At 55.6% G+C, this 23,388-nt stretch carries 24 protein-coding genes; 14 read left to right on the plus strand and 10 right to left on the minus strand.

The window, feature by feature from the left end:
- Window positions 1-152: 152 nt before the first annotated feature.
- Genes T18_RS14420 through T18_RS14435 form a run of 4 tightly spaced genes read right to left on the minus strand, consistent with a single transcriptional unit; the run spans window position 153 to window position 2,888 of the window.
- Entirely contained in the window at window positions 153-518 is a 366-nt protein-coding gene (locus T18_RS14420) for a helix-turn-helix domain-containing protein (RefSeq protein WP_003516346.1), read from the minus strand.
- Window positions 515-1,084, minus strand: coding sequence for a Smr/MutS family protein (locus T18_RS14425; RefSeq protein WP_013635178.1), 570 nt, complete (start codon window positions 1,082-1,084; stop codon window positions 515-517). The genes T18_RS14420 and T18_RS14425 overlap by 4 nt, the downstream gene beginning before the upstream one ends.
- Window positions 1,081-2,193, minus strand: a complete 1,113-nt coding sequence (locus tag T18_RS14430) for a murein transglycosylase A (protein WP_038489214.1) — start codon at window positions 2,191-2,193, stop codon at window positions 1,081-1,083. The genes T18_RS14425 and T18_RS14430 overlap by 4 nt, the downstream gene beginning before the upstream one ends.
- Window positions 2,190-2,888 (minus strand): Tim44/TimA family putative adaptor protein, encoded by a 699-nt coding sequence (locus tag T18_RS14435; protein ID WP_003516349.1) that lies wholly within the window; start codon window positions 2,886-2,888, stop codon window positions 2,190-2,192. Before T18_RS14435 ends, T18_RS14430 begins: the two co-directional genes overlap by 4 nt.
- 141 nt (window positions 2,889-3,029) lie before the next feature.
- Between T18_RS14435 and T18_RS14440 the strand changes: the two genes are divergently transcribed.
- Together T18_RS14440 and secB are read left to right on the plus strand one after the other, a co-directional pair.
- On the plus strand, window positions 3,030-3,587 hold the full coding sequence (locus T18_RS14440; RefSeq protein WP_038489211.1) for an FxsA family protein: 558 nt from the start codon (window positions 3,030-3,032) through the stop codon (window positions 3,585-3,587).
- A gap of 99 nt (window positions 3,588-3,686) precedes the next feature.
- Entirely contained in the window at window positions 3,687-4,169 is a 483-nt protein-coding gene (secB, locus tag T18_RS14445; protein ID WP_003516359.1) for a protein-export chaperone SecB, read from the plus strand.
- A gap of 120 nt (window positions 4,170-4,289) precedes the next feature.
- Here the strand turns inward: secB and dnaQ are convergent, their stop codons facing one another.
- Genes dnaQ through T18_RS14470 form a run of 5 tightly spaced genes read right to left on the minus strand, consistent with a single transcriptional unit; the run spans window position 4,290 to window position 7,897 of the window.
- Window positions 4,290-4,991 carry a DNA polymerase III subunit epsilon gene (gene dnaQ, locus T18_RS14450; RefSeq protein ID WP_013635174.1) on the minus strand — a complete coding sequence of 234 codons (702 nt, stop codon included), beginning with the start codon at window positions 4,989-4,991 and terminating at the stop codon, window positions 4,290-4,292.
- Entirely contained in the window at window positions 4,984-5,592 is a 609-nt protein-coding gene (gene coaE, locus T18_RS14455; protein ID WP_038489206.1) for a dephospho-CoA kinase, read from the minus strand. Before coaE ends, dnaQ begins: the two co-directional genes overlap by 8 nt.
- On the minus strand, window positions 5,592-6,452 hold the full coding sequence (locus T18_RS14460) for a shikimate dehydrogenase (RefSeq protein WP_038489203.1): 861 nt from the start codon (window positions 6,450-6,452) through the stop codon (window positions 5,592-5,594). The genes coaE and T18_RS14460 overlap by 1 nt, the downstream gene beginning before the upstream one ends.
- Window positions 6,445-7,044, minus strand: a complete 600-nt coding sequence (locus T18_RS14465) for a Maf-like protein (protein ID WP_038489200.1) — start codon at window positions 7,042-7,044, stop codon at window positions 6,445-6,447. The genes T18_RS14460 and T18_RS14465 overlap by 8 nt, the downstream gene beginning before the upstream one ends.
- A gap of 31 nt (window positions 7,045-7,075) precedes the next feature.
- On the minus strand, window positions 7,076-7,897 hold the full coding sequence (locus T18_RS14470; protein ID WP_003516369.1) for a pyruvate, water dikinase regulatory protein: 822 nt from the start codon (window positions 7,895-7,897) through the stop codon (window positions 7,076-7,078).
- A gap of 407 nt (window positions 7,898-8,304) precedes the next feature.
- Between T18_RS14470 and hemE the strand changes: the two genes are divergently transcribed.
- From hemE to T18_RS14510, 8 genes are all read left to right on the plus strand, one after another.
- Window positions 8,305-9,339 carry a uroporphyrinogen decarboxylase gene (gene hemE, locus T18_RS14475; protein WP_038492613.1) on the plus strand — a complete coding sequence of 345 codons (1,035 nt, stop codon included), beginning with the start codon at window positions 8,305-8,307 and terminating at the stop codon, window positions 9,337-9,339.
- Entirely contained in the window at window positions 9,336-9,881 is a 546-nt protein-coding gene (hemJ, locus tag T18_RS14480) for a protoporphyrinogen oxidase HemJ (RefSeq protein WP_026330887.1), read from the plus strand. Before hemE ends, hemJ begins: the two co-directional genes overlap by 4 nt.
- A gap of 185 nt (window positions 9,882-10,066) precedes the next feature.
- Window positions 10,067-11,332: a transcription termination factor Rho gene (rho, locus tag T18_RS14485; protein ID WP_013637014.1), complete on the plus strand. Its 1,266-nt coding sequence runs from the start codon at window positions 10,067-10,069 to the stop codon at window positions 11,330-11,332.
- Between the two features lie 85 nt (window positions 11,333-11,417).
- Complete coding sequence (gene mnmE / locus T18_RS14490) at window positions 11,418-12,749, plus strand: tRNA uridine-5-carboxymethylaminomethyl(34) synthesis GTPase MnmE (protein WP_038492611.1); 1,332 nt, start codon at window positions 11,418-11,420, stop codon at window positions 12,747-12,749.
- A 62-nt stretch (window positions 12,750-12,811) separates the two neighbouring features.
- A complete protein-coding gene (gene mnmG / locus T18_RS14495; protein WP_038492609.1) occupies window positions 12,812-14,695 on the plus strand; it encodes a tRNA uridine-5-carboxymethylaminomethyl(34) synthesis enzyme MnmG in 1,884 nt (627 codons plus the stop codon).
- An 11-nt stretch (window positions 14,696-14,706) separates the two neighbouring features.
- Complete coding sequence (gene rsmG / locus T18_RS14500; protein WP_038492606.1) at window positions 14,707-15,324, plus strand: 16S rRNA (guanine(527)-N(7))-methyltransferase RsmG; 618 nt, start codon at window positions 14,707-14,709, stop codon at window positions 15,322-15,324.
- A 19-nt stretch (window positions 15,325-15,343) separates the two neighbouring features.
- Complete coding sequence (locus T18_RS14505) at window positions 15,344-16,138, plus strand: ParA family protein (protein WP_013637010.1); 795 nt, start codon at window positions 15,344-15,346, stop codon at window positions 16,136-16,138.
- 31 nt (window positions 16,139-16,169) lie between these two features.
- Window positions 16,170-17,051: a ParB/RepB/Spo0J family partition protein gene (locus T18_RS14510; protein WP_013637009.1), complete on the plus strand. Its 882-nt coding sequence runs from the start codon at window positions 16,170-16,172 to the stop codon at window positions 17,049-17,051.
- A 62-nt stretch (window positions 17,052-17,113) separates the two neighbouring features.
- On the opposite strand, the gene T18_RS14515 is transcribed toward T18_RS14510, so the two are convergent.
- A complete protein-coding gene (locus T18_RS14515; protein ID WP_038492604.1) occupies window positions 17,114-17,314 on the minus strand; it encodes a DUF1674 domain-containing protein in 201 nt (66 codons plus the stop codon).
- Between the two features lie 119 nt (window positions 17,315-17,433).
- Between T18_RS14515 and htpX the strand changes: the two genes are divergently transcribed.
- From htpX to purH, 4 genes are all read left to right on the plus strand, one after another.
- On the plus strand, window positions 17,434-18,399 hold the full coding sequence (htpX, locus tag T18_RS14520) for a zinc metalloprotease HtpX (RefSeq protein ID WP_013637008.1): 966 nt from the start codon (window positions 17,434-17,436) through the stop codon (window positions 18,397-18,399).
- Entirely contained in the window at window positions 18,396-19,781 is a 1,386-nt protein-coding gene (locus T18_RS14525; RefSeq protein WP_003516387.1) for an RsmB/NOP family class I SAM-dependent RNA methyltransferase, read from the plus strand. Before htpX ends, T18_RS14525 begins: the two co-directional genes overlap by 4 nt.
- A 151-nt stretch (window positions 19,782-19,932) precedes the next feature.
- Window positions 19,933-21,573, plus strand: coding sequence for a heparinase II/III domain-containing protein (locus T18_RS14530; protein WP_075807709.1), 1,641 nt, complete (start codon window positions 19,933-19,935; stop codon window positions 21,571-21,573).
- A gap of 153 nt (window positions 21,574-21,726) precedes the next feature.
- Window positions 21,727-23,343, plus strand: coding sequence for a bifunctional phosphoribosylaminoimidazolecarboxamide formyltransferase/IMP cyclohydrolase (purH, locus tag T18_RS14535; protein WP_038492601.1), 1,617 nt, complete (start codon window positions 21,727-21,729; stop codon window positions 23,341-23,343).
- The last annotated feature ends 45 nt before the right edge of the window (window positions 23,344-23,388 follow it).

Below are 23,388 nucleotides of genomic sequence, written 5' to 3' on the forward strand. Positions count from 1 at the left end.
TACTCTTTCCAAAATTTCCTGGCCAAGTTTTCAGTGAGAAGGCCTGAAGCCCGCGAATCACTCAAATCCGACATACGACTATAGAAATTCTACACTCAATCCCAAAGGCCACATGCCTCAGAACGCTGCATAAAGCAGGGGATAGAGGGGTTTCAATCGCAAGAACGGCTTTTTTGTAGCACCGCTGACAGTTCCTCTATCACACTCAGCGGCAGCTTGCGAATATCCCGCGCCAGCCGATTGGCAAAAGCCGTATATTGCGGCGGCAGACCGACCGTGTCGATCGCCACCTTGGGGTCGGAGGAGCCGGCGAGAAAGAACAATTCCTCCGCCTCATCCCAGATGATGTTGAAATATCCGGCGATGCGCTGGAGGAGATCGAAGCTCGGTTTGCCGCGTTTGCCGTGCTCCAGTGCCGAGAGATAAGCGGGGGAAACGCCGATTGCCGCTGCCATCTCCTTCTGAGTCACGCCCTTGCGCTCACGAAGCAGCCGCACGGCTTCTGCAAAGGGCGTCATGATTTTTCACCCTTGCGGCGCGCCAACCGGACATAGAGAGCGCCATCGCCGCCGTGATTGGCGGATGCGTCCTCGTAGGATGAAATCAAGTAACGATATTCCGGTTTGGCGAACCACATGGGCACGGCCCTTTTCAGCGCACCATCGCTGCCGATGGAGCGACCCTTGCCGGTGATGACGAGCACGTGCCGGAGGCCCCGTTCGTGCGCCCGCAATAGAAAATCGAGCAGAACCGCATGGGCTTCGCTCTGAAACATGCCATGCAGATCGATACGGCCTTCCAGCGGCAACCGCCCGCGCGTCAACTTGCGCTTAACCGGCTTTTCCATCGGTTGATGAATTTTTGGCTTCTTGTCCGGCGTAAAGGGCGAAACGTCCACCGGCTCCGCGAGCATCCTTGGGAAGACGGCGTTTGCCGTTTGCGGGACGACAGGTTCCGCCGCGGCTTCCTCGATATCGTCGAAAGCCAGCAAATCCTCCAGCCTGCCGGAGATGGGTCGGGCTGTTCTTGCGACCTTACCCCACAGAATGCGTTCTTCCTTGCCAAGCTTTCGACTGCCCTTCATCGCCGATACCTTTTCGCAGCAACATGCGGCAGCAGCATATAGAAATCGGCGTCGTTGCGCACTGTGCCTGCAAGTTCCCCGGCTTCAAAACCCGAGCCGGTGAAAATGTCGCCGCGTGCCGGGCCAACGATGGCCGAGCCGGTATCTAGCGCCAGCATCAACCGCGCGAAGGGCTTGCCATTATCCAGGTGGGTCAATGACGGCGCATGGATAAAGAAGGGAAAACCGAAGGTGTGGATGAGCCTGTCCACCGCAAGCGCCCGCCCGGCGACCAGCGGCACCTTGGCGGCGGCGATCGGTCCCATATCCAGGCCGGCAACATCAGCCTCCCGGAAAAAAATATAGGAGCGATTATGCCATAGCACCCCATCCACCTCATCCGGATGGTCGGCGAGCCATTTGCGAATTGTCTGCATCGAGATCGTTTTCGGATCCAGTTCCCCACGATCCAGAAGCAACCGACCGATCGGCGAGAACGGATGCCCGGCCTTGGCGGCATAGGTGATGCGTTTCACCTCTCCATCAGGAAACAGAAGACGGGCAGCACCCTGAACGTGGACGAAAAACAGATCGACCTTCGATCTCGCCCAGGCAATCTCAAGCCCCCTGCCCTGCAGATATCCTTCGTCGATCGCGCGGCGATCGGGAAAATAGGAAATGCCGTCCTCGCCCTCTCTGCCAAAAGCATAGGACGGATCAAAACCGCTCGGGCGATTTTCGTCATCGATATCCACCAGCTCCGGTGGGCGGCGGTAGACCGGATACTTCCAGACATCGTCGCGGACTGACGATACCTCAAGCTCCGGTTCATAAAAGGCAGTTACAAAACCGCGTTTTCCGCCGGGTGGTGAAATTTTGAAAGGTACACAATTCGTCTCGAAAAACCGGCGGGCCTGCTGGGGACTATCCGCTTGTTCCTCATCGGCCAGTTCTAGAAGCGAGGCCAGTTCGCCGGCGGTGAGACCCAGCGCGCCGGTCCTGTAGGGTTTTGAATTCCGAAGATGTGACAGGATCGTCCGCATCGCCGGAAACAGCTTACGCGGATCGTCCTCCTGCCATCCCGGCAGATCACCGAAAGAAACTTCTTCGAACGAAAAGGGCGTATTCATTGCTCGGATTCAGTGGCGATCAGCTTCCAGTTGGGATCGCGCGAGCGGACATCACGCGAGAAGGTCCAGATGTCGTCCACTTCCGCAACCGCATCGGGATCGCCGTCCACCAGCTTGCCATCCTTGTCATAGGTGGCCGAAATCAGCTGGCTGACTATTCTGAGCGTGATCTGCTCTTCGGAATCGCGGATACCGGCCTGGGTGATATCGGCCTTCTCTATTCCCACGAAAGTGGACTTGACCACCTCGCCGCGACTTTCCCGCTCGGAAATGGCCGCCTCGAACCCGTCGAAAACTTCCTTCGACAGAAGGTTCTTCAACGTCTTGCGGTCACCATCGGCAAAACCCATGACGATCATCTCATAGGCCATGCGGGCGCCGTTCAGGAATTCCTTGGGGCGGAAGGTCGGGTCCTTGGTCATCAGCTCGCGCAGGGATGTATTCAAGGCAGTATCGACGGGTGCCAGAGCATCCGCCTCGGCAAAGCGGTTTTCGTCCTCCGCCTCAGAGCGTTTGGGCAGGGTCACGACCTTGTTATCGTCCGTGACGGGGCCTTTCGCGACATCGCGCGGCGTGTAAGGGTCGAATGGCGGCTTCTCATTGCCGGTTCGGCGACCAAGAACGCTGCGCAGCTGAAGAAAGATCAGCACCGCTGCAACGAGAAAAAACAATGTGATAAAGTCGCTAAAGCCCATCTTTTACCAAAACCGCCATTTAAATTCAAAAACCTGAACATCATATAGTCTGCATCTTATCATCATTCAAATGTGCAGATTCAATCATCGGTGTTCTCGGGGACCGGCAATCTGCCAGAGATGCACACGCAAGGCTAGAAGATGCGTTTTTCCTTTCTCCCCATTGTCATCCTGATGATGCCAATCCTGGAAATTGCCGGTTTCATCATCGTCGGCAAGACAATCGGTCTGTGGCTGACATTGGCGCTCGTCCTGTTCACGTCGTTTCTGGGGTTGCTGATCCTGCGGCTCGGCGGCATCGGCATGGTGAGAAATCTTCAGGCCGCAGGTCGTACCGGCGCCCAGCCTGCCGATGAGCTGGTCAATGGCGCCATGCGTGTCGTGGCGGGCATCCTGCTGATCATCCCGGGTTTCATCACCGATATCCTCGGTCTCCTGCTTCTGTCGAAAACGGTGAGACGTTTTTTCTGGAATATCCTCGGACCCCGCGTCGTCGTGGCCGGTTCTTTTCGCCAGTCGGGTCAACCCGGCGGCCAGACCGGGCCGCAACCCGGTGACTTTTCCGGGTTCAGCAACGGTCAGAGAAATAAGGGTAGCTCCAAGGTCGTGGACCTCGACGAAGAAGAGTTTCACCGCGAAGGGCCCAAGGATTCTCCCTGGTCCCAAAAGCCGGATGATCGCAACCTGCCCAAACCCTGAAGCACGGCAAAGGGTTAGAGAGGCGAGAGCACGAGGGTTGTAAGGCTCAAGTCGAAATGATAGACCGCCTTCCACGAAATCACGCCGCGAGGAAACGTAATGACCGCTGAAAATGGCGCACAGGGCGCAGTTAGTCCTTCCCTCAACATTCTTACCCAGTACATCAAGGATCTTTCTTTCGAAAATCCGGGTGCTCCTCGTTCGCTTCAGGCTCGTGACAATGCGCCGTCGATCAACATCAATGTCAATGTCAACGCAAACCCGATTTCTGGTTCGGATTTCGACGTTGTGCTGACGCTGAATGCCGAAGCCAAGGATGGCGACAAGGTTCTGTTTGCAGCCGAGCTGGTTTATGGCGGCGTGTTCCGCATTGCCGGTTTCCCGCAGGAACATATGCTGCCGGTGCTGTTCATTGAGTGCCCGCGCCTGCTGTTCCCCTTCGCACGCCAGATCATCGCCGATGTCACTCGCAATGGTGGCTTCCCGCCGCTGATGATCGATCCGATCGATTTCGCGCAGATGTTTTCGCAGCGCGTTGCCGAGGAACAGGCCAGAGCCAAGGTTCAGGCCGTACCGAACTGAATTGCACGCGACGCCGCTCTTTTTAGAGTTCAGACAAAACACAACCCGGGTTCATCGCCCGGGTTATTTATTTGACGGTTCTCGTCAGTTTTCAACGGCGCATCTAAGCGCCAGGCGCGCTTAATTCTGGTAACGGTTCCAGATCGCCTTGTCGCCCATGCCGAGAACGAGCTTGCCGTGTGCCGCGATGGTCTCCGCATCCAGTCTTGATGGTAGAGGATGCGGCCTTTGCAACGGCTCATGCGGGACATCATCATCCTCGATAGTGACCGCTTGCTGTTTGGAGCCGGAACCGAAACCGAGCGCTGTCTGGCGCCCACCAATCATTTCTATGTAGACTTCGGCGAGCAGTTCGGAGTCGAGAAGCGCGCCGTGTTTGGTGCGGTGGGAGTTGTCGATCCCGTAACGCCGGCAAAGTGCGTCGAGGGAATTCGGACCCATCGGGTGCTTGCGGCGTGCAAGCGAAAGCGTATCCGTCACCAATTCAGATGAGACCGGCGCAATGCCGAGGCGGGCAAATTCCGCATTGATGAAACCCATGTCGAATGTCGCATTATGCGCCACCCAGCGGGCACCTTCAAAAAATTCGCGGATTTCGTCGACGACTTCGGCGAATTTCGGCTTGTCTTTCAGGAAGTCGTCGGTGATGCCGTGCACCGCAAGCGCGTCCGGGTGAACCTTGCGATCTTCCGGGTTGATATAAATATGCAACGTGCGGCCGGTCGGAAAATGGTTGTTGAGCTCGATTCCGCCGATTTCGATCACGCGGTCCAGTTTCGATTCAAGGCCTGTGGTTTCCGTATCGAAAATGATCTCACGCATTTTTCTCTCCGTTGCCCGAACCGGCACTTAGTCTCTGCAGAATTTCTCTTACCTGATCCCGTGCAGCTTCGACACCATTTCCGCTATCGATGATAAAATCGGCGCGCCGGCGCTTTTCGGCATCGGGCATTTGCCGGGCCAATATCATTTCGAATTTCTCTTCCGTCATGCCGGGACGGGACAAAACCCGCTGGCGCTGTATTTCCGGCGCGCAACTAACAACGACTATTTTATCGACCCTCGTTTCCGCGCCGGTTTCAAACAGCAGCGGGATATCGAGAACGGCGAAATTTTGATTTTCCTCTCTCGCCTTACGGAGAAAAGCTTCCTGTCTTTCACGAACAAGCGGATGGACGATTGCTTCCAGCTTTCTAAAATTATCCGGATTCTCCCTGAGGATGTTACCGAGTTCAAGACGGTCGACCGTGCCGGAAATGGTCGTGCCCGGAAAGGCGGCTTCGATCATCGGCACGGCTTCTGCTGAATAGAGGTCGTGCACAACCGCATCAGAATCGAGAACCGGTATCCCTTCCGCGGCAAACAGTTTCGCCGTGGTCGTTTTTCCCATTCCGATCGAGCCGGTGAGACCGATGACGATCATCAATGTTTCTCCATATCCTCAATGATGAGGGAACGAAGAGTGTCATCAACTTCCGGCGTTTTGCCGAACCATTTTTTAAAGCCGGGTTTTGCCTGATGAAGGAGCATGCCAAGCCCATCGACCGTCGCAATACCCTGTGTCTGCGCCATCTGGAGGATGGGGGTTCTCAACGGCACATAGACGATATCGGTTACAACAGCACTTGCAGCGAGCGGCGAAAAATCAATCTCGGGCGCTTCCGTTCCGTCCATACCCAGTGATGTCGTGTTCACAAACAACCCGGCGTCCTGCATGACTTCATGAAGCGCGCCCTGAGGATGAGAAAAAACCCGTGCACCGAAACGGTCGGCCATTTCACGGGCACGTTCGACCGTGCGGTTCAGGACATGGATTTCGGCAATGCCTCGGTCCCGCAGCGACTGAACGACGGCCCTGCTTGCACCGCCGGCTCCGAACACCACCGCCCGGTCGGTTTTCTCCCATCCAGGATGGCGCTCATCGAGATTGGAAACGAAGCCATAGCCATCCGTGTTGGTGGCATGCAGCCTGCCCTCTTCCATCCAGACGGTATTGGCTGCACCCAGTTCCTCCGCCAGCTCGTCGGGACTATCCGCCAACTTAAAGGCCGCTTCCTTGTGCGGAATGGTGACATTGCCACCCACCGCTGCACCACGTCCCTGTTTCTTTAGTGCCGTGATGAAATCGGGGAAGTCATCGGGGGCAACCTCTATTGCCCTATAGGAGCCGGGTATCCCGAATTTCTTCAGCCAGTAGGAATGGATGATCGGCGACCGGGAGTGCTTGATCGGATAACCGACAACGAAGGCGTTTATAGTTAATGTTTCACGTGAATCAGCCATCGATGACATCCATGTCGCGCAGTTTCATTAAGAGAGGCAGAAGCGGCAGGCCGAGAATGGTGAAATAATCCCCCTCTATCGAAGTAAATAGCTGGATTCCTTCGCCCTCGAGCTGATAGGCACCAACACTGCTCAAGGCCTTTTCACCCACGCGTTGCAGGTGGCGAGAGACGAATTCGGCGCTCAAATTTCGCACCGAAAGTTCGGCACTGGAGATCGTCTGCCATACGACATCACCCCTGCGGGCAAGAACGGCTGCACTGTTCAATCGATGAACCTTGCCGGATAATGAGAGCAGATGTCCTTCGGCTTCGGCCATGGTTTTTGGCTTGTGGTACACCCGGGCACCGAGCGCCATCGTCTGGTCGCATCCAAGAACGAGTGCTTGCGGATGCAGGGCACTTACCGCGAGCGCCTTGGCCTTGGCCAGTTCCAGCGCAACCTCTTCCGGCTTTGCACCATTTTTTTCCAGCTGCTCGTCGAGCGCGCGCTCGTCAATATCCGCCGGGATCGCCGAAAAGGTCAGCCCCGCATTGCGCATCAAAATCTGACGGGATGCGCTGGACGAGGCGAGGATCAACTCTTGTTTCATCGACTATCTGCTCCGAATGGTGCGATCCGGATTATCGTGTCCTCGGGCGAAGGGCAAGGATTGCCGCGGCCGTTTCCTCTATGGAGCGGCGTGTAACATCGATCAGCGGCCAATTGTTACGGGCACAGAGCGCACGCGCATATTTCAGCTCTTCCATGATGGTGGCGCGATCCGTGTAGCGCCCGCTGTCAAATCCACCGGTCGTGCCGAGTTCCCGGTTTTCACGTACCTGCGATATGCGGTCCGATGTCGCGACGAGACCAACGATCAAAGGACGGGTGGCGGCATAAAGGCTTTCCGGCAACGGCACGTTTGGAACGACCGGTATATTGGCGGTCTTTATGCCTCTGTTGGCGAGATAGATGCTTGTCGGTGTTTTCGACGTTCGACTGATCCCAATGATGACGATATCGGCTTCGTCATAGCTTTCCGGCATTTGCCCGTCATCATGGTCCATCGCAAAATTGAGCGCTTCGATCCGCGCGAAATAATCCGCGTTCAGCGCGTGCTGCGCCCCGACCCGCCGTCTCGAAGGTGCGCCGAGATAGGTCTGGAAAATGCCGATGATCGGCTCGAGGACGTTGACGCAGGGCACCCCGATCGCGTGACAGCGCAAATCCAGGAACTCGGCCAGCTGCTGATCCACGATCGTATAAAGAACGATGCCCGGTTCCTTGTCGATCAGATCCACCACCTGGGCGAGCTGCTTCTGGTTCCTGATCATCGGATAAACATGTTCCACCGGCATCGAAGCGTGGAACTGCGCCGAGACGGCACGACCGGCCGACATGAGAGTCTCTCCGGTTGAGTCCGAAATCAGGTGCAAATGGAAGAAACTTTTTTTGTTCTCCACGCTGTTTTTCTCTCGCTGTTGATAAACCGGGACAAACTTCCGAATTGTTCCGCGGGCCGAGCCGCCTCGTGGATAAAGTGGGTTTTTTCCACAATCCGCAAGTGGCGTCCTTGCTATCAGGCATGCCTGTGAATTGTCTGGAAACTCTGAACTTGTTCAAAACTGTCCACAGATGATCCACAGGCAACGGCTTCAGAGGATAGAACTTAAATAGCTGAAAAAATTATATAAATATCTATTATCCCATTTATTGCGATGAAGTGATGAAATGTCGTGTTTAGGTCTTGGCGCTTACACCCGACTGCGGCATATCGACTGGAAAGATTTTAATCCTTGCTACTCACCGACTCTAAGAAATAGAAAATCTTTTAAATCTCTTAGATTTTATTTTTTGGAAGTTGGGTGGCATGAGCGAGCGTAAGGTTTTAAAGGTGTTGAACGGGCAGACGGTCACACCTCCGCCCATATGGCTGATGCGGCAGGCAGGGCGTTACCTTCCGGAGTACAGGGAAACGCGAAAGAACGCCGGCAGTTTCCTCGATCTCTGTTATAATCCCGAACTGGCAACCGAAGTGACCCTTCAGCCCATTCGCCGGTTCGGTCTTGATGCCGCTATCCTCTTTTCCGATATTCTGGTGATACCGGATGGGCTTGATCGCAATGTTTCCTTCAGCGAGGGAAAGGGTCCGGCCATGGATCCGATCGACGCGGATGGCATCGACAGGCTGGATGCGAGCAATGTCATTGCGCATCTTTCGCCCGTTTTCGAAACCGTCTCACGCTTGCGCCAGACCTTACCGGATGAGACGACGCTTCTCGGTTTTTGCGGTGCGCCCTGGACGGTTGCAACCTACATGATTGCCGGCCACGGAACGCCTGATCAGGCGCCGGCGCGGTTGTTCGGTTATCGGGAGCCGGCAGCCATGGAAAAGCTTCTTGCCTTGCTGGCTGAGGTTTCCGCCGACTACCTTGTGGCGCAGATTGATGCCGGGGCCGATGCGGTGCAGATTTTCGATTCCTGGGCCGGGGTGCTCGGCGAGAAGGAATTCGAGGAATATGCGGTAAAACCCGTCGCCCGTATCATCGCTTCGGTGCGCGCTCGCCGCCCCTCCGCGAAGATCATCGCCTTTGCCAAGGGGGCCGGTTATCTTTTGAAGGATTATCGCCGCAAAACGGGCGCAGACGCCATCGGCCTCGACTGGTCTGTGCCACTCGGTTTCGCAAGGAACTTGCAGAAGGAAGGCCCGGTACAGGGCAATCTGGACCCCATGCTGATGGTGGCGGGTGGCAAGGCTCTGGAGGACGGTATCGACGCTGTGCTGCAGGCTCTGGGACAGGGCCCGCTGATCTTCAATCTCGGCCATGGCATCACGCCGCAGGCCGATCCGGAAAACGTTGCAAGGCTGGTGCAGCGGGTGCGTGCCGGCGGAGCCGGGGCATGAGCGGCGAGAAGCAGACCTCCGCCCGCTCAGGAAACAGGGCTGCCCTTCGCGCAGGTATGGCGCTCGGTGTCTTTGCCGCTTTTGTCGCGCTTTTGTTTTACGCCGATCCGGCCGATCTCTATCTGTGGATCAAGGCGCTTCATATCATCGCGGTGATTTCCTGGATGGCGGCGATTTTTTACCTGCCGCGCCTGTTCATTTACCACACCGATGCACCCACCGGTTCGCAGCAATCCGAAACCTTCAAGGTGATGGAACAGCGGTTGATCAAGGTCATCATGAACCCGGCGATGATGATAAGCTGGATATTGGGGCTTTATCTCGCATGGTCGGTTTATGGTTTTTCCGGCGGCTGGCTACATGCGAAAATCGCACTGGTGGTGCTACTAACCATCGCCCACGTCTATTTCACCCGCAGTGCCAAACGGTTCGCCCGGGATGAAAATATCAGGCCCGCCCGTCACTGGCGGTTGATGAACGAGGTTCCGACGGTACTGATGATCCTCATAGTCATACTTGTGGTTGTGAAACCCTTCGGTTAAGAGGTCGCACCGATAAATTTCGCGGAATTCGTGCTTTCCTCTTGCAGTAGCCCTATTCAATCGCTATTTTCGGACCACTCATCTCGTGGCATGTGAATTATTCAGTCATCTGCGGCTTCTCCCTCAGCATCTGATTCGCGAACACGCCCTCCCCCGACATTACATTATCAAACGGTCTTTCCTTCATGGCTGAAATGAAGCTTCAGGAACTTAAGAGCAAATCGCCTACCGACTTGCTAACTTTTGCTGAATCCCTGGAAGTTGAAAATGCGAGCACCATGCGCAAGCAGGAGCTTATGTTCGCAATCCTCAAGGTTCTCGCGAGCCAGGACATCGAAATTATCGGCGAAGGCGTCGTTGAAGTCCTGCAGGACGGTTTCGGTTTTCTACGGTCCGCAAATGCAAATTATCTGCCGGGTCCGGACGATATCTACATTTCGCCCTCGCAAATTCGCCGTTTCTCTCTGAAGACCGGCGATACTGTCGAGGGGCCGATCCGTGGACCCAAGGAAGGCGAACGTTATTTCGCGCTTCTCAAAGTCAACACGATCAATTTTGACGATCCTGAAAAGATCCGTCACAAGGTTCACTTCGATAACCTGACGCCGCTTTATCCGAATGAGCGGTTCAAGATGGAGCTGGAGCTTCCGACATCGAAGGATCTGTCGTCGCGTGTGATCGATCTGGTCGCGCCACTTGGCAAGGGCCAGCGTGGATTGATCGTCGCGCCGCCGCGTACCGGTAAAACTGTTCTCTTGCAGAACATCGCGCATTCCATCACGGCTAACCATCCTGAATGTTACCTGATCGTTCTTCTGATCGACGAACGTCCGGAAGAAGTCACCGACATGCAGCGCTCGGTCAAGGGTGAGGTGGTGTCGTCAACCTTCGACGAACCAGCTGTACGCCACGTCCAGGTGGCCGAAATGGTCATCGAAAAGGCGAAGCGCCTTGTCGAACATGGCCGCGACGTCGTTATCCTGCTCGATTCCATCACCCGCCTCGGCCGAGCTTATAACACGGTCGTTCCGTCTTCCGGCAAGGTCCTGACCGGTGGTGTGGATGCCAACGCGTTGCAGCGGCCGAAGCGTTTCTTCGGTGCCGCACGTAACATCGAAGAAGGTGGTTCGCTGACGATTATCGCGACCGCGCTGATCGACACCGGCAGCCGCATGGACGAAGTCATCTTTGAAGAATTCAAGGGTACGGGTAACTCGGAAATCGTGCTTGACCGTAAGGTCGCTGACAAGCGTATCTTCCCGGCGCTCGATATTCTCAAGTCCGGTACGCGTAAGGAAGACCTGCTCGTGCCGCGTCAGGATCTCCAGAAGATTTTCGTGCTTCGCCGCATTCTCGCGCCGATGGGAACGATGGATGCCATCGAGTTCTTGATCGACAAGTTGAAGCAGACCAAGACCAATTCGGATTTCTTCGAATCGATGAATACCTGATCCGGAGTTTTACCGGTCCCATCGACAAAGCTTTAAAGCCGCATCCGTTCATTCGGATGCGGCTTGACTGTTTTAACCGAGGTGAATGATGCCAGCTTCCGCCGATACCATTTATGCGCTCTCCAGTGGAGCATTGCCGGCCGGCGTCGCAATTATCAGGATCAGTGGGCCCGGCGCTTTCGAAGCCTTTGTCACGTTGACCGGTCGTGACCTTCCCGCACCGCGGCAGGCGGTTCTATGTTCGATTCGAAACCGAAACAATGAGATCATCGACCAGGCGCTGATGATTGTTTTCCCTGCACCAAATTCCTTCACGGGTGAGAACTGCATCGAAATCCACAGCCACGGAAGCCGCGCGGTTGTCGCATCAATTTTTGCCGAGCTCGAACTGCTCGAAGGATTTCGGCCGGCGGATGCCGGCGAGTTCTCCCGCCGAGCGTTTGAAAACGGCAAGATGGATCTTCTCGAGATCGAAGGTCTGGCGGATCTGCTGCAGGCTGAAACGGAGATGCAGCGGCGTCTGGCGGTTGAGCAGAGCACTGGTAAGCTGTCAGCGCTCTACGATGGCTGGGCAGGCCGGTTGACGCGTGCTCGCGCCCTGATCGAGGCGGAGCTGGATTTCGCCGACGAGGAAGATGTGCCGGATTCAGTTGCCGCGCAGGTGTGGGACGCGATGATGCAACTTCATAGTGAAATCAACAGCCATCTCAAGAACGGCGGAAGCAGTGAGATAATTCGTGACGGGTTCAAGGTGGCGCTGGTGGGAGAGCCTAACGCTGGCAAGTCCACGCTTCTTAATGCTCTGAGCGGCCGTGACGTTGCTATTGTCACTGACATTGCTGGTACGACCAGAGACGTGCTGAGCGTTGATATTAATCTCGATGGTTACCTGGTCCGCATATTCGATACGGCCGGAATTCGGGAGACGCAGGATGTGGTCGAAAAGGAAGGTGTAAGGCGGGCCGTTCTGACAGCGGAAACCGCGGATCTTATTTTGATATTGCAAGATAACGATTCGACTCCGAAACAATCGATCATTTCGCTGGAAAATGCTCGCCATTTGCATCTACGGACAAAAACCGCGATTTCCTCTTCTACAATTGACGCTGTTTTTGATCTCGCCATCTCCGCCAGGGAAGGCGTTGGTCTCGACGAATTGCGTTTATTGATCAAGCGAGAGATTGAAAGCAGGGTTGGTGTTGCGCAGACATTGGTCCCTGCCCGCGCCCGGCACAAAAAACGACTTGAAGAGACGCTGAACTATGTTAGTGATGCGCTCAATTCCGAGACCATGGACCTTGCGATAAGGTCGGAATATTTGAGACTCGCAACAACATCGCTTGGACGCATTACTGGCCGCGTCGATGTGGAAGATTTGCTGGGCGTGATCTTCTCGGAATTCTGCATAGGAAAATGATTCACGTGAAACATTGGTGGCCAATACGGCAAAGCCGATGATTTGGGATAAGGCGCAGAGATATGCACCAGTCATTTGATGTCATTGTTATCGGTGGTGGACATGCCGGCAGCGAAGCTGCGGCGGCCGCTGCACGACATGGCGCTAAAACCGCTCTCGTTACCCATAAGCGAGAGACTATTGGGGTGATGTCCTGTAACCCGGCAATCGGTGGTCTCGGTAAAGGACACCTGGTCCGCGAAATTGATGCGCTGGACGGTTTGATGGGCCGGGTTGCTGATGCAGCGGGAATTCAATTCCGTATGCTCAATCGCAAAAAAGGCCCCGCCGTCCGCGGGCCGCGCACGCAGGCTGATCGGCGGCTTTATCGCGAGGCAATGCAGCGGGAAATCAATGCGATTGAAAACCTTAGCATTATTGAAGGCGATGCATTCGATATTGACATGACCAATGATCGGGTATCTGCCGTTATAATGGCGAACGGTAGCCGGATTCCTTGTGGTGCTGTTGTGTTGACAAGCGGCACTTTTCTACGCGGCCTTATTCATATCGGCTCCGAAAAGATTCCCGCAGGCCGTGTTGGTGAAAAACCGTCTGTCGGTCTTTCCGAAACACTTGCCCGCCTCGGCCTTGCCATGGGGCGATTGAAGACTGGCACCCCTGCCCGGCTTGATGGTCGCACGATCGATTGGAACGCTGTGGATCGGCAAGCGGCCGATGAAGATCCCGTTCCGTTCTCCTTTATGACGGATCGCATTGTCAATCCACAGATCGAATGCGGCGTAACCCGAACGACGCCGGCCGGACACAAGATCATTCAGGATAATATTCATCTGTCAGCGATGTATTCGGGACAGATCGAGGGTGTTGGTCCGCGCTATTGTCCGTCGATCGAAGACAAGATTACACGCTTCGGTGAACGGGACGGTCATCAGATATTTCTGGAACCAGAAGGCCTTGATGACCACACAATTTATCCAAATGGAATTTCGACGTCGCTTCCGGCCTCAGTTCAGGAGCAGTTTATCCGCACCATCCCCGGCCTTGAGCAAGTCAACATCATTCAGCCCGGCTACGCGATTGAATATGACTATGTCGATCCGCGTGAGCTGAAGCCTTCTCTGGAATGCCGGAAAATTCCGGGATTGTTCCTGGCAGGGCAGATCAATGGCACGACGGGTTATGAAGAGGCGGGCGCCCAGGGTCTGGTTGCCGGGTTGAATGCGTCGCTATATGCAGGCAATGCAGACCCCATTCATTTCAGTCGTACCGAATCCTATATCGGTGTGATGATCGACGATCTCACCTCCAAGGGTGTCAGCGAACCCTATCGCATGTTTACGTCGAGAGCGGAATATCGGCTTTCACTTCGCGTTGACAACGCTGATCTGCGACTTACACCTATTGGTCAGATGGCTGGCATTATCGGTCATGACCGCCAAAAACGCTTCACAGATTTTATCTCAGATCTGGATCGGGGTCGCGAGCTGATGAAGAGCATTTCCATCAGTCCCTCCCAGGCTGCTAAACAGGGATTGAAACTCAACCAGGACGGTCAGCGTCGTTCGGTTTATGAAATGCTCGCCTACCCCGATATCACAATGGAAACTCTTACCGCTCATTGGCCTGAACTACGGGCGCTTAATACCAAGGTCGCTGAGGTTTTGGAAATCGAAGCGAGTTACGCTGTCTATATGCAGCGCCAAAGCGCGGATATTGTCGATATCAAGCGAGATGAAGACAGAAAAATCCCCAATGATTTTGATTTTCAGTCTTTGTCCGGCCTCTCCAACGAACTAAAACAAAAGCTGGAAAAGGGACGTCCAGAGAACATTGCCCAGGCTGCGCGTGTTGACGGTATGACACCTGCTGCGATATCGCTGCTTCTCGCACTTCTGCGGAAAGGCTCCGCATCAGGAAGTGAAAAATTGCGCATGCACCAATAGCGAGTCGGACCATGAAGATAAACGGCCAGAGTGTTTCACGTGAAACACAGGAGAGGCTCGAGCATTTCGTCGAGCTTTTCAAGAAGTGGAACAAAACCACAAATCTGGTTGCGCCTTCGACTCTCACTGAGCTCTGGAGCCGGCATGTCGCGGACAGTGCACAGATATTTCAGCTCGCCCCTCAACCGCAAAAATGGATTGATCTGGGAAGCGGCGGCGGTTTTCCGGGCGTCATTACAGCGATTTTTCTCGCGGAACTGGGTGATGGTTGGGTCGATCTGGTAGAGAGCAACAATAAAAAGGCTGCGTTTTTGCGAATTGCGCTGAAGGAAACCGGCGCAAGAGGCGCGGTTCATCCAGTCAGAATTGAAAAAGCGCCTGAAACCGTTGAAAATTGCGATGCGGTTTCGGCAAGAGCCCTCGCCGAGATGAATTTACTTTTCGAATATATTCACCCGTGGGCGCAGAATAATCCAAATCTCAGGGCATATTTCAATAAAGGCAGGGATTATGAATCCGAACTGCAGAAAGCGCATGGCCGCTGGCAGTTTGATCTGATAAAACACCAGAGTGCCATTGAGGCAGATTCTGTTGTTCTTGAAATCAGTAACCTCACTAAGAGGCACTGACGAGCTGGTCAGGTGCGGTATGACTTCTGAAAAAAACCGGATTATCGCAGTCGCAAACCAGAAGGGTGGCGTTGGCAAAACAACGACGGCCATCAATCTGGCTACTGCATTGGCGGCTATTGGTGAGCGGGTGCTGATCATTGATCTTGATCCGCAGGGTAATGCCAGCACAGGTTTGGGAATCGACCGCAAAGAGCGCAAGCTTTCTTCCTATGATCTTCTGGTGGGTGATCACACCGTTGCCGAAGTTGCGGTTCCGACAGCAGTTCCGAACCTCGATATCGTTCCGTCGACGATGGATCTTCTGGGCTTTGAGATGCAGGTCGCGAATGTTGCCAACCGCGTCTTTCTTTTGCGTACCGCCATGGAGACGCAGGAAGCGAGAGACTATTCGTATATTCTGGTAGATTGCCCGCCCTCTTTTAATCTTTTGACGATGAATGCCATGACCGCCGCCCATTCGGTGCTGGTACCGTTGCAGTGCGAGTTCTTTGCGCTGGAAGGCCTCAGCCAGCTGCTGGATACGGTTAGCCAGATACGCGGCTCCGTCAATCCGCAGCTTGATATTCAGGGTATCGTTCTCACGATGTTCGATGCGCGCAACAATCTTGCCCAGCAGGTGGTTTCCGATGTGCGGATGCATCTGGGAGAAAAGGTTTACCACACTCTCATTCCGCGCAATGTTCGGGTTTCCGAAGCGCCGTCTTATGGTAAACCGGCAATTCTTTATGATCTGAAATGCGCCGGCAGCCAGGCTTATTTGCAATTGGCGTCCGAAGTGATCCAGAGAGAGCGTCTGCGCAAGGCGGCCTGACGTTTTGCCGGACTATATGGAGTAATATCTTATGAGTGATGATCTTTCCAAGCGTCGACTCGGACGCGGTCTTGCGGCGTTGATCGGCGAAATGGATCAGCCTGTGCCGGTGGGTGAACCGCAGCGCGCCGTTAGTGCGGATCGCGCCATCCCGATCGAGTTCATCGCTCGCAGCCAGAGAAACCCACGTCGTCACTTTGACGAAAATGAGTTGCAGGATCTTGCCTCGTCCATTCGTCAGCACGGCATTGTTCAGCCTGTGGTCGTGCGAACGATTGGCGTCAACCGTTACGAGATAATCGCTGGTGAACGGCGCTGGCGCGCGGCACAGCTGGCCGGTTTTACGGACGTTCCTGTCATCGTTCGGGATGTAGACGACCGCACGGCTCTGGAGCTGGCTATCGTCGAAAACGTCCAGCGTTCCGATCTCAATCCGCTTGAAGAAGCGATGGGCTATGAGCAGTTGATCGCCGAACATGGCTACACCCAGAACGACCTCGGTGAAATCATCGGCAAGAGCCGAAGCCATGTTGCAAACAGCCTTCGCCTTTTGAAACTTCCCGATCCGGTTCGGGACATGTTGGCGGACGGTTCGCTTTCCGCTGGCCATGCGCGCGCGCTTGTTTCCACTTCCGATCCGTCAGGTCTGGCTCGAACTATCGTTTCCAAGGGTCTTTCGGTGCGTGATGCCGAGCGCCTGGCGCAAAACGACATCAAGTCACAGGGTGACGTCTTGGAGAAGCGGCCTTCGGCTGAGAAGGATTCCGATACGGTCGCGCTTGAACGCAGCCTCTCGGATGCTCTCGGTCTGGATGTGAAGATTAGCCACAAAGGCGGATCGGGACAAATCCGCATCGGATACCGCACGCTAGAGCAGCTGGAAGCCGTGTGCCGCCTTCTAGAGCAAAAATAAGCAAGTATCTGTTTTAATTGATAAAATACCCGCGTTTAGCGGGTATTTTTATGCCGTGGTGCTCAAAAGTCGATAGCGCGGCCGTTTATTTCGTAGTCACCGAAACGAACAGGTTCCGCGCCGCCGCGACCGCCGGTTTCCTGCGGCAATTGAAGATCCGCCGTTTGTTTGCGCCGTTCTTCCGCTTCCTTCAACGCACGTTCCGCCGCCGGCGAAAGCCGCTTGAGCATTTCTGCGCCGTTGTCATTATCCGCATCCTGCATGAGTAATCCTCCCTATGACGGGATATTGAAATATGTTTGCCGTTCACCAGATTATATAAACAGATGGGCTTTATAAACCCCGGAATATTTCCTGAATGGTAACAAGGAGAATTTGACATATGAACATGATGCGCACGGCAATGCTTCTGGCCTTCATGACGGCATTGTTCATGGGTGTCGGTTTTCTGATCGGCGGTAAGGGCGGCATGATGATTGCCTTGCTTATTGCCGCTGGTATGAATCTTTTCTCCTACTGGAATTCGGACAAGATGGTCCTGTCGGCCTATCGCGCACGCGAGATCGATGAGGCGAATGCGCCTGAATTTTTCCACATGATCCGCGATCTCTCGCATAATGCCGATCTTCCGATGCCCAAGGTTTATATTTATGACAGCCCGCAGCCAAACGCCTTCGCGACGGGAAGAAACCCGCAGAATGCCGCTGTCGCCGCCTCGACGGGCCTGCTGGAGCGCCTCACCCCTGAAGAAGTGGCTGGTGTCATGGCGCATGAGCTGGCCCATGTGCAGAACCGCGATACGCTGACGATGACTGTGACCGCGACGCTGGCAGGCGCCATCTCCATGCTCGGCAACTTCGCGTTTTTCTTTGGTGGCAATCGTGAAAACAACAATAATCCGCTGGGCTTTATCGGCGTACTTGTTGCGATGATCGTGGCGCCGCTCGCCGCGATGCTGGTGCAGATGGCCATCAGCCGCACCCGCGAATATTCTGCGGACCGCCGGGGCGCGGAAATTTGCGGCAATCCGCTCTGGCTCGCTTCGGCACTGCAGAAAATTTCGGGCATGGCGCAGAGCATTCATAATGAGGATGCGGAGCGTAACCCGGCGACGGCGCATATGTTCATCATCAATCCCCTGTCCGGTGAGCGCATGGACAACCTGTTTTCTACGCATCCGAATACGGAAAACCGGGTAGCGGCACTTCACGCCATGGCGCAGGAGTTTTCCCCGCGAGGATCGACGCCAGCGCCATCGGGTGATAGACCTCAGCGCAAATCAGGCTCCGTTCCCAATACCGGCTGGGGGCGCGGCAAAGAAAACGAGCGCAAGGGACCGTGGTCTTGACATCCGATACTCAAAATAAGCCATCGCGGTCTAAAAAACCGGGACAGGACCATGCAAGGGGCCGCGAAGACGGCCCTTCGTCTTTCCAGGATAAACCCGGCCTTGCTGCACGCGTTGCCGCAACCCGCATTCTGGCGGCCGTTCTGGAAAAGAAAACCTCGCTGGACGGTATGCTGGACAGCGAAAACGGCAATCCCGTCTATCGCGCGCTATCCCTTGCCGACCGGGCGCTGGTGAGAGCGATCGTCAACAGCGCGCTTCGCCACCTTCCGCGTATCGAAGCCGCCTTGTCGATGCTGCTTGACGGACCGTTGCCGCAGGGCGCCCGGTCGCTTCATCACGTCCTTGTCGTTGGCGCAGCGCAAGTGCTTCATCTCGATGTCCCCGATCATTCTGCGGTCGATCTTGCCGTGGAACAGGCCCATCGCGACCCGCGCAACAGGCGTTTTGCCAAGCTGGTGAATGCCGTCCTCAGGCGATTGGGCCGGGAAAAAGCAGAAATCGAAAAGGCGATCGCGGATGTGCCCGTGCTGCCGGACTGGTTCTACGCTCGGCTTGTTTCAGCTTACGGAGATGAGGTTGCCAAACGGATTTCCGAAGCGCAGCTGACGCCCTCTTCCATCGATCTCACGGTGAAGAAGGATCCGGCTGTCTGGGCGGAAAAGCTGGGCGGTACGGTTTTGCCGAATGGCAGTGTCCGTCTCGGTGAATTTGAAGGCCAGATTCCCTCGCTTGAAGGCTTTGCCGAGGGTGCCTGGTGGGTTCAGGATCTCGCGGCCAGCATGCCTGTGAAGCTGATGGGCGATATTTCCGGAAAACGTGTTGCCGATCTCTGTGCAGCTCCGGGCGGCAAGACTGCCCAGCTCGCGCTTGCCGGCGCGAAGGTGACTGCCCTGGACCAGTCCGGCAATCGTCTTCGCCGCCTCAGGGAAAATCTCGACCGGCTTGGTCTTCACGCCGAAACCGTTGAAGCCAATATGCTAAAGTACCAGCCGGAACAGCTTTTCGACGCCGTTCTTCTGGATGCCCCCTGCTCGTCTACCGGCACGTTGCGTAAACATCCCGATGTCTGCTGGACGAAGGACGAGAATGATATTGCCAAGCTTGCCGCTCTTCAGGGACAAATGTTGCGACACGCGCTCACGCTGGTGGGAGCTGGCGGCATTGTGGTGTTTTCCAATTGCTCGCTCGATCCCTCTGAAGGGGAAGCGATGATTGCAAAGGTCCTGGCGGAAAACCCGGACTTCGAGCGTGTTGCCGTTCGCAAGGACGATTGGCCAGGAATGGAAGCCGCCGTCACTGCCGAAGGCGATCTTCGTACAACGCCGGATATGTTCGGCGGCATCGACGGGTTTTTTAGCAGTGTCTTGCGTAAGAAGTAGAAAAAAGCCAAGCTTCCGCGAATCATTGGATAATTGCCGATACGTTCCGATCATCACGGTTCACTCATAAAAACAAAACATGTGAAACGGGAAACACAGCTTGTCAGGGTCCTTTGCAGGCAGCATCAATGCCGCCGGTCTTCTCTCGCGGATGGCGTATCGTCATCTGTGTGTGGGCCTCGCTCCTTTGCGCCTGCGCATATCCCGGTTTGCCAATCGCGTTCCCGATGGTCTGGTGGCGGCGCCGACTGATCTGAGGGCAATCGATCCGTATTTTGCCGAGGAATTGCTGCGGGGCAGGATTGCGCTCGCCGGCCGCGTCGTCGAAACCGGCGGTCTATCGCCATTTCAGGTGGACTATCCCTCGCTGGTTTTTGAAGAGCGGCTGCATGCATTTGGCTGGCTGCGGCATATCCGTTCCGATAGATCGAGTGAGGCCAGCAAGCGGGCGCGCCGTATCGTCGCCGAATGGATGACTATTCACGGCAAGCGGGTTGCGGGGATTGCCTGGTCTCCGGAGATCGCGGCACAGAGGCTGATTGCCTGGCTGTCCCATTCTCCCGTCGTTTTACATGAGGCCGATGCGGGTTTTTATCGTCGTTTCCTGAAAAGTCTTGCGTTTCACGTGCGTTATCTCGACAGGATCGTCAAACATGCGCCGGATGGCGAAGCGAGGCTGCGGATCAGGATTGCGCTGGCCGTCGCGTCCATCGCCATGCCGACCCGCCTTTCCCATATTACTCGGCACGGAATGAAGCTGGCGCAGGAAATGGAACGCCAGATTCTTCCAGATGGCGGGCATGTTTCCCGCAATCCGAGGGTCATGCTGGATTTGCTGCTCGATCTTTTGCCGCTTAGGCAAAGCTACATCAATCTCGGTCACGATCTGCCCTCGGGGCTGGTGCCGGCGATTGACAGGATGTTTCCGGCCATCCGGTTTTTCCGCCATCAGGGCGGCGATCTGGCGCTGTTCAATGGCGCCACCGCCACGCTTGCCAATGAACTTGTGTCGGTACTTCGTTACGATGAGACAGCCGGCCGGCCGTCCAAAATGCTGCCGGATGTCAATTATCATCGTCTTGCAACCGATGAGACGGTCATCATCGTCGATACTGGTCATCCAGGCTCCGCGGAGCTTTCGCGTAACGCCCATTCGGGCTGCCTGTCCTTTGAGATGTCCTGTGGCAAGAGCCGGTTCATCGTCAATTCGGGCTTCCCGAAAAACGCAGCACCCGAATATCAGCGGGCGAGCCGCTCGACGGCGGCCCATTCAACGGTCACGCTCGCCGACACGTCGTCTTGCAGACTTTCCCGCTCGAAACTGCTCGGGCCGATCATGATTTCCGGTGTCAGTCAGGTGGAGAGCCGCCGCGGAACGGATGCAAATGGCAATGATGTCCTGTGGGCGTCGCATGACGGTTATTTGCAGAATTTCGGTTGCTATCACGATCGGGAAATTGAGCTGAATGTTGCCGGTACGAAGATAAAGGGCCGTGATCTGCTTCGTGCCGACGAGAATGTGGTGAAGGCGCAATTGCAATCCATATCGGCCGTATCGCGGTTCCATATCCACCCCCACATCCAGCTATATCAACAGGACGAGGAGTCGGTTTATCTGGAGGCAGCGGATGGAACGACCTGGCTGTTTTCGGCGCCGGGACTGGAGCTTTTCGTGACCGAGGATGTTTTTATGGCGGATGCATCCGGCATGCGGCCTTCGCAACAGATCGAGCTGCCATTCAATCTGGCGAATACTCGGGAAATCCGCTGGATCATCGAACGCAAGGCGTAGAGGATTCCTGGCGAGTTTCAGGCAAAAACCGCCATAGTTTTCGCCGTTCCGCGTCCCCGCTGTTTATTAATATGGCAAGCTGTGTTAACGCGGCGGCAATTGCTGGATCAATCCCAGTCCAGCCTGTCCTCCCCGTTAAACGGAGTATGCCCGATGGCTGTCGTTTCCAAAAAAATCCCCGCTCCCGATAAAGTCAAAATCCGTACAGCCCTTCTTTCCGTTTCTGACAAGACGGACATTATCGAGCTGGCAACTGTCCTGTCCAAACTTGGCGTCAAGCTGCTGTCGACGGGTGGCACGGCAAAGGCCATCTCTGACGCGGGACTGCCGGTAACGGATGTTTCCGATGTGACCAATTTTCCGGAAATCATGGATGGTCGCGTCAAGACCCTGCATCCCAACGTGCATGGTGGACTTCTGGCTATCCGGGATGATGCTGATCACGTCGAGGCAATGAAGGCTCACGGTATCGAGGCGATCGATCTCTCCGTCATCAATCTCTATCCCTTCGAGGAAGTTCGCGCCAAGGGTGGTGACTACCCCACGACGGTCGAGAATATCGATATTGGCGGCCCGGCAATGATCCGCGCTTCGGCCAAGAACCATGCCTATGTCACTGTTGTCACCGATCCGTCCGACTATCCTGCGCTGGTGGAAGCCCTGCAGGCCGATGACGGTCAAACCTCCTACGCGCTGCGCCAGACCTTCGCCGCCAAGGCTTATGCCCGCACCGCCGCTTATGATGCGGTGATTTCCAACTGGTTTGCTGAGGCGCTGGCTATCGAGACGCCGGATTACCGTGCCATCGGCGGTGCGCTGAAGGAAAAAATGCGTTACGGCGAGAACCCGCACCAGAGCGCCGGTTTTTACCTGACCGGCGAAAAGCGCCCCGGTGTTTCCACGGCGACGCTTCTTCAGGGCAAGCAGCTTTCCTATAACAACATCAATGATACGGATGCAGCCTACGAGCTGGTAGCGGAATTCCTGCCGGAAAATGCGCCGGCTGTAGCGATTATCAAACACGCCAACCCCTGTGGTGTCGCGACGGGTCCCACACTTGCAGAAGCCTACCGGCGCGCGCTGGCATGCGATTCCGTTTCGGCCTTTGGCGGCGTCATCGCCTTGAACCGCACGCTCGATGCGGAAACGGCAGAAGAGATCGTTAAGCTCTTCACCGAAGTCATCATCGCACCCGATGTGACGGAAGAGGCAAAATCCATTATCGCCCGCAAGCCCAATCTGCGACTGCTGGCAGCTGGTGGCCTGCCAGATCCGCGCGCTGCCGGCATTACGGCCAAGACGGTTTCCGGCGGTCTTCTGGTTCAGAGCCGTGACAACGGCATGGTGGAGGATCTGGAACTGAAGGTGGTCACCAAGCGTGTGCCGACACCTCAGGAACTTGAAGACATGAAGTTCGCCTTCAAAATTGCCAAGCACGTGAAGTCCAATGCGGTGATCTATGCCAAGGACGGCCAGACGGCAGGTATCGGCGCCGGACAGATGAGCCGGGTGGATTCCGCCCGTATCGCCGCCCAGAAGGCGGAAGATGCGGCCAAGGCACTCGGCCTTGCTGAGCCGCTGACGCGCGGCTCTGCCGTGGCTTCTGAAGCGTTTTATCCCTTCGCCGATGGTTTGCTTGCAGCTATTGCAGCAGGTGCCACCGCAGTCATTCAGCCTGGTGGTTCCATGCGCGACCAGGACGTGATCGATGCGGCCAATGAGCACAATGTGGCGATGGTCTTTACCGGCATGCGTCACTTCCGCCATTAAGCAGAAACGGCGCACAGAATTTAAAAGGCCCGGAAAGTGATTTCC

Origin of the sequence: Rhizobium sp. TBD182 (genome assembly GCF_001950375.1) — a bacterium.
Lineage (GTDB): Bacteria > Pseudomonadota > Alphaproteobacteria > Rhizobiales > Rhizobiaceae > Agrobacterium > Agrobacterium tumefaciens.

Bases quoted from the DNA above. Each gene is read 5' to 3' on its own strand.
- T18_RS14420 (WP_003516346.1), bottom strand. From the start codon at position 518: ATGACGCCCTTTGCAGAAGCCGTGCGGCTGCTTCGTGAGCGCAAGGGC.
- T18_RS14505 (WP_013637010.1), top strand. From the start codon at position 15,344: ATGACTTCTGAAAAAAACCGGATTATCGCAGTCGCAAACCAGAAGGGT.
- dnaQ (WP_013635174.1), bottom strand. From the start codon at position 4,991: ATGCGTGAGATCATTTTCGATACGGAAACCACAGGCCTTGAATCGAAA.
- rho (WP_013637014.1), top strand. From the start codon at position 10,067: ATGGCTGAAATGAAGCTTCAGGAACTTAAGAGCAAATCGCCTACCGAC.
- T18_RS14465 (WP_038489200.1), bottom strand. From the start codon at position 7,044: ATGAAACAAGAGTTGATCCTCGCCTCGTCCAGCGCATCCCGTCAGATT.
- htpX (WP_013637008.1), top strand. From the start codon at position 17,434: ATGAACATGATGCGCACGGCAATGCTTCTGGCCTTCATGACGGCATTG.
- purH (WP_038492601.1), top strand. From the start codon at position 21,727: ATGGCTGTCGTTTCCAAAAAAATCCCCGCTCCCGATAAAGTCAAAATC.
- rsmG (WP_038492606.1), top strand. From the start codon at position 14,707: ATGAAGATAAACGGCCAGAGTGTTTCACGTGAAACACAGGAGAGGCTC.
- secB (WP_003516359.1), top strand. From the start codon at position 3,687: ATGACCGCTGAAAATGGCGCACAGGGCGCAGTTAGTCCTTCCCTCAAC.
- T18_RS14515 (WP_038492604.1), bottom strand. From the start codon at position 17,314: ATGCAGGATGCGGATAATGACAACGGCGCAGAAATGCTCAAGCGGCTT.
- mnmG (WP_038492609.1), top strand. From the start codon at position 12,812: ATGCACCAGTCATTTGATGTCATTGTTATCGGTGGTGGACATGCCGGC.
- mnmE (WP_038492611.1), top strand. From the start codon at position 11,418: ATGATGCCAGCTTCCGCCGATACCATTTATGCGCTCTCCAGTGGAGCA.
- T18_RS14460 (WP_038489203.1), bottom strand. From the start codon at position 6,452: ATGGCTGATTCACGTGAAACATTAACTATAAACGCCTTCGTTGTCGGT.
- hemE (WP_038492613.1), top strand. From the start codon at position 8,305: ATGAGCGAGCGTAAGGTTTTAAAGGTGTTGAACGGGCAGACGGTCACA.
- T18_RS14510 (WP_013637009.1), top strand. From the start codon at position 16,170: ATGAGTGATGATCTTTCCAAGCGTCGACTCGGACGCGGTCTTGCGGCG.
- hemJ (WP_026330887.1), top strand. From the start codon at position 9,336: ATGAGCGGCGAGAAGCAGACCTCCGCCCGCTCAGGAAACAGGGCTGCC.
- coaE (WP_038489206.1), bottom strand. From the start codon at position 5,592: ATGATCGTCATCGGTCTCACCGGCTCGATCGGAATGGGAAAAACGACC.
- T18_RS14425 (WP_013635178.1), bottom strand. From the start codon at position 1,084: ATGAAGGGCAGTCGAAAGCTTGGCAAGGAAGAACGCATTCTGTGGGGT.
- T18_RS14530 (WP_075807709.1), top strand. From the start codon at position 19,933: ATGGCGTATCGTCATCTGTGTGTGGGCCTCGCTCCTTTGCGCCTGCGC.
- T18_RS14430 (WP_038489214.1), bottom strand. From the start codon at position 2,193: ATGAATACGCCCTTTTCGTTCGAAGAAGTTTCTTTCGGTGATCTGCCG.
- T18_RS14435 (WP_003516349.1), bottom strand. From the start codon at position 2,888: ATGGGCTTTAGCGACTTTATCACATTGTTTTTTCTCGTTGCAGCGGTG.
- T18_RS14440 (WP_038489211.1), top strand. From the start codon at position 3,030: ATGCGTTTTTCCTTTCTCCCCATTGTCATCCTGATGATGCCAATCCTG.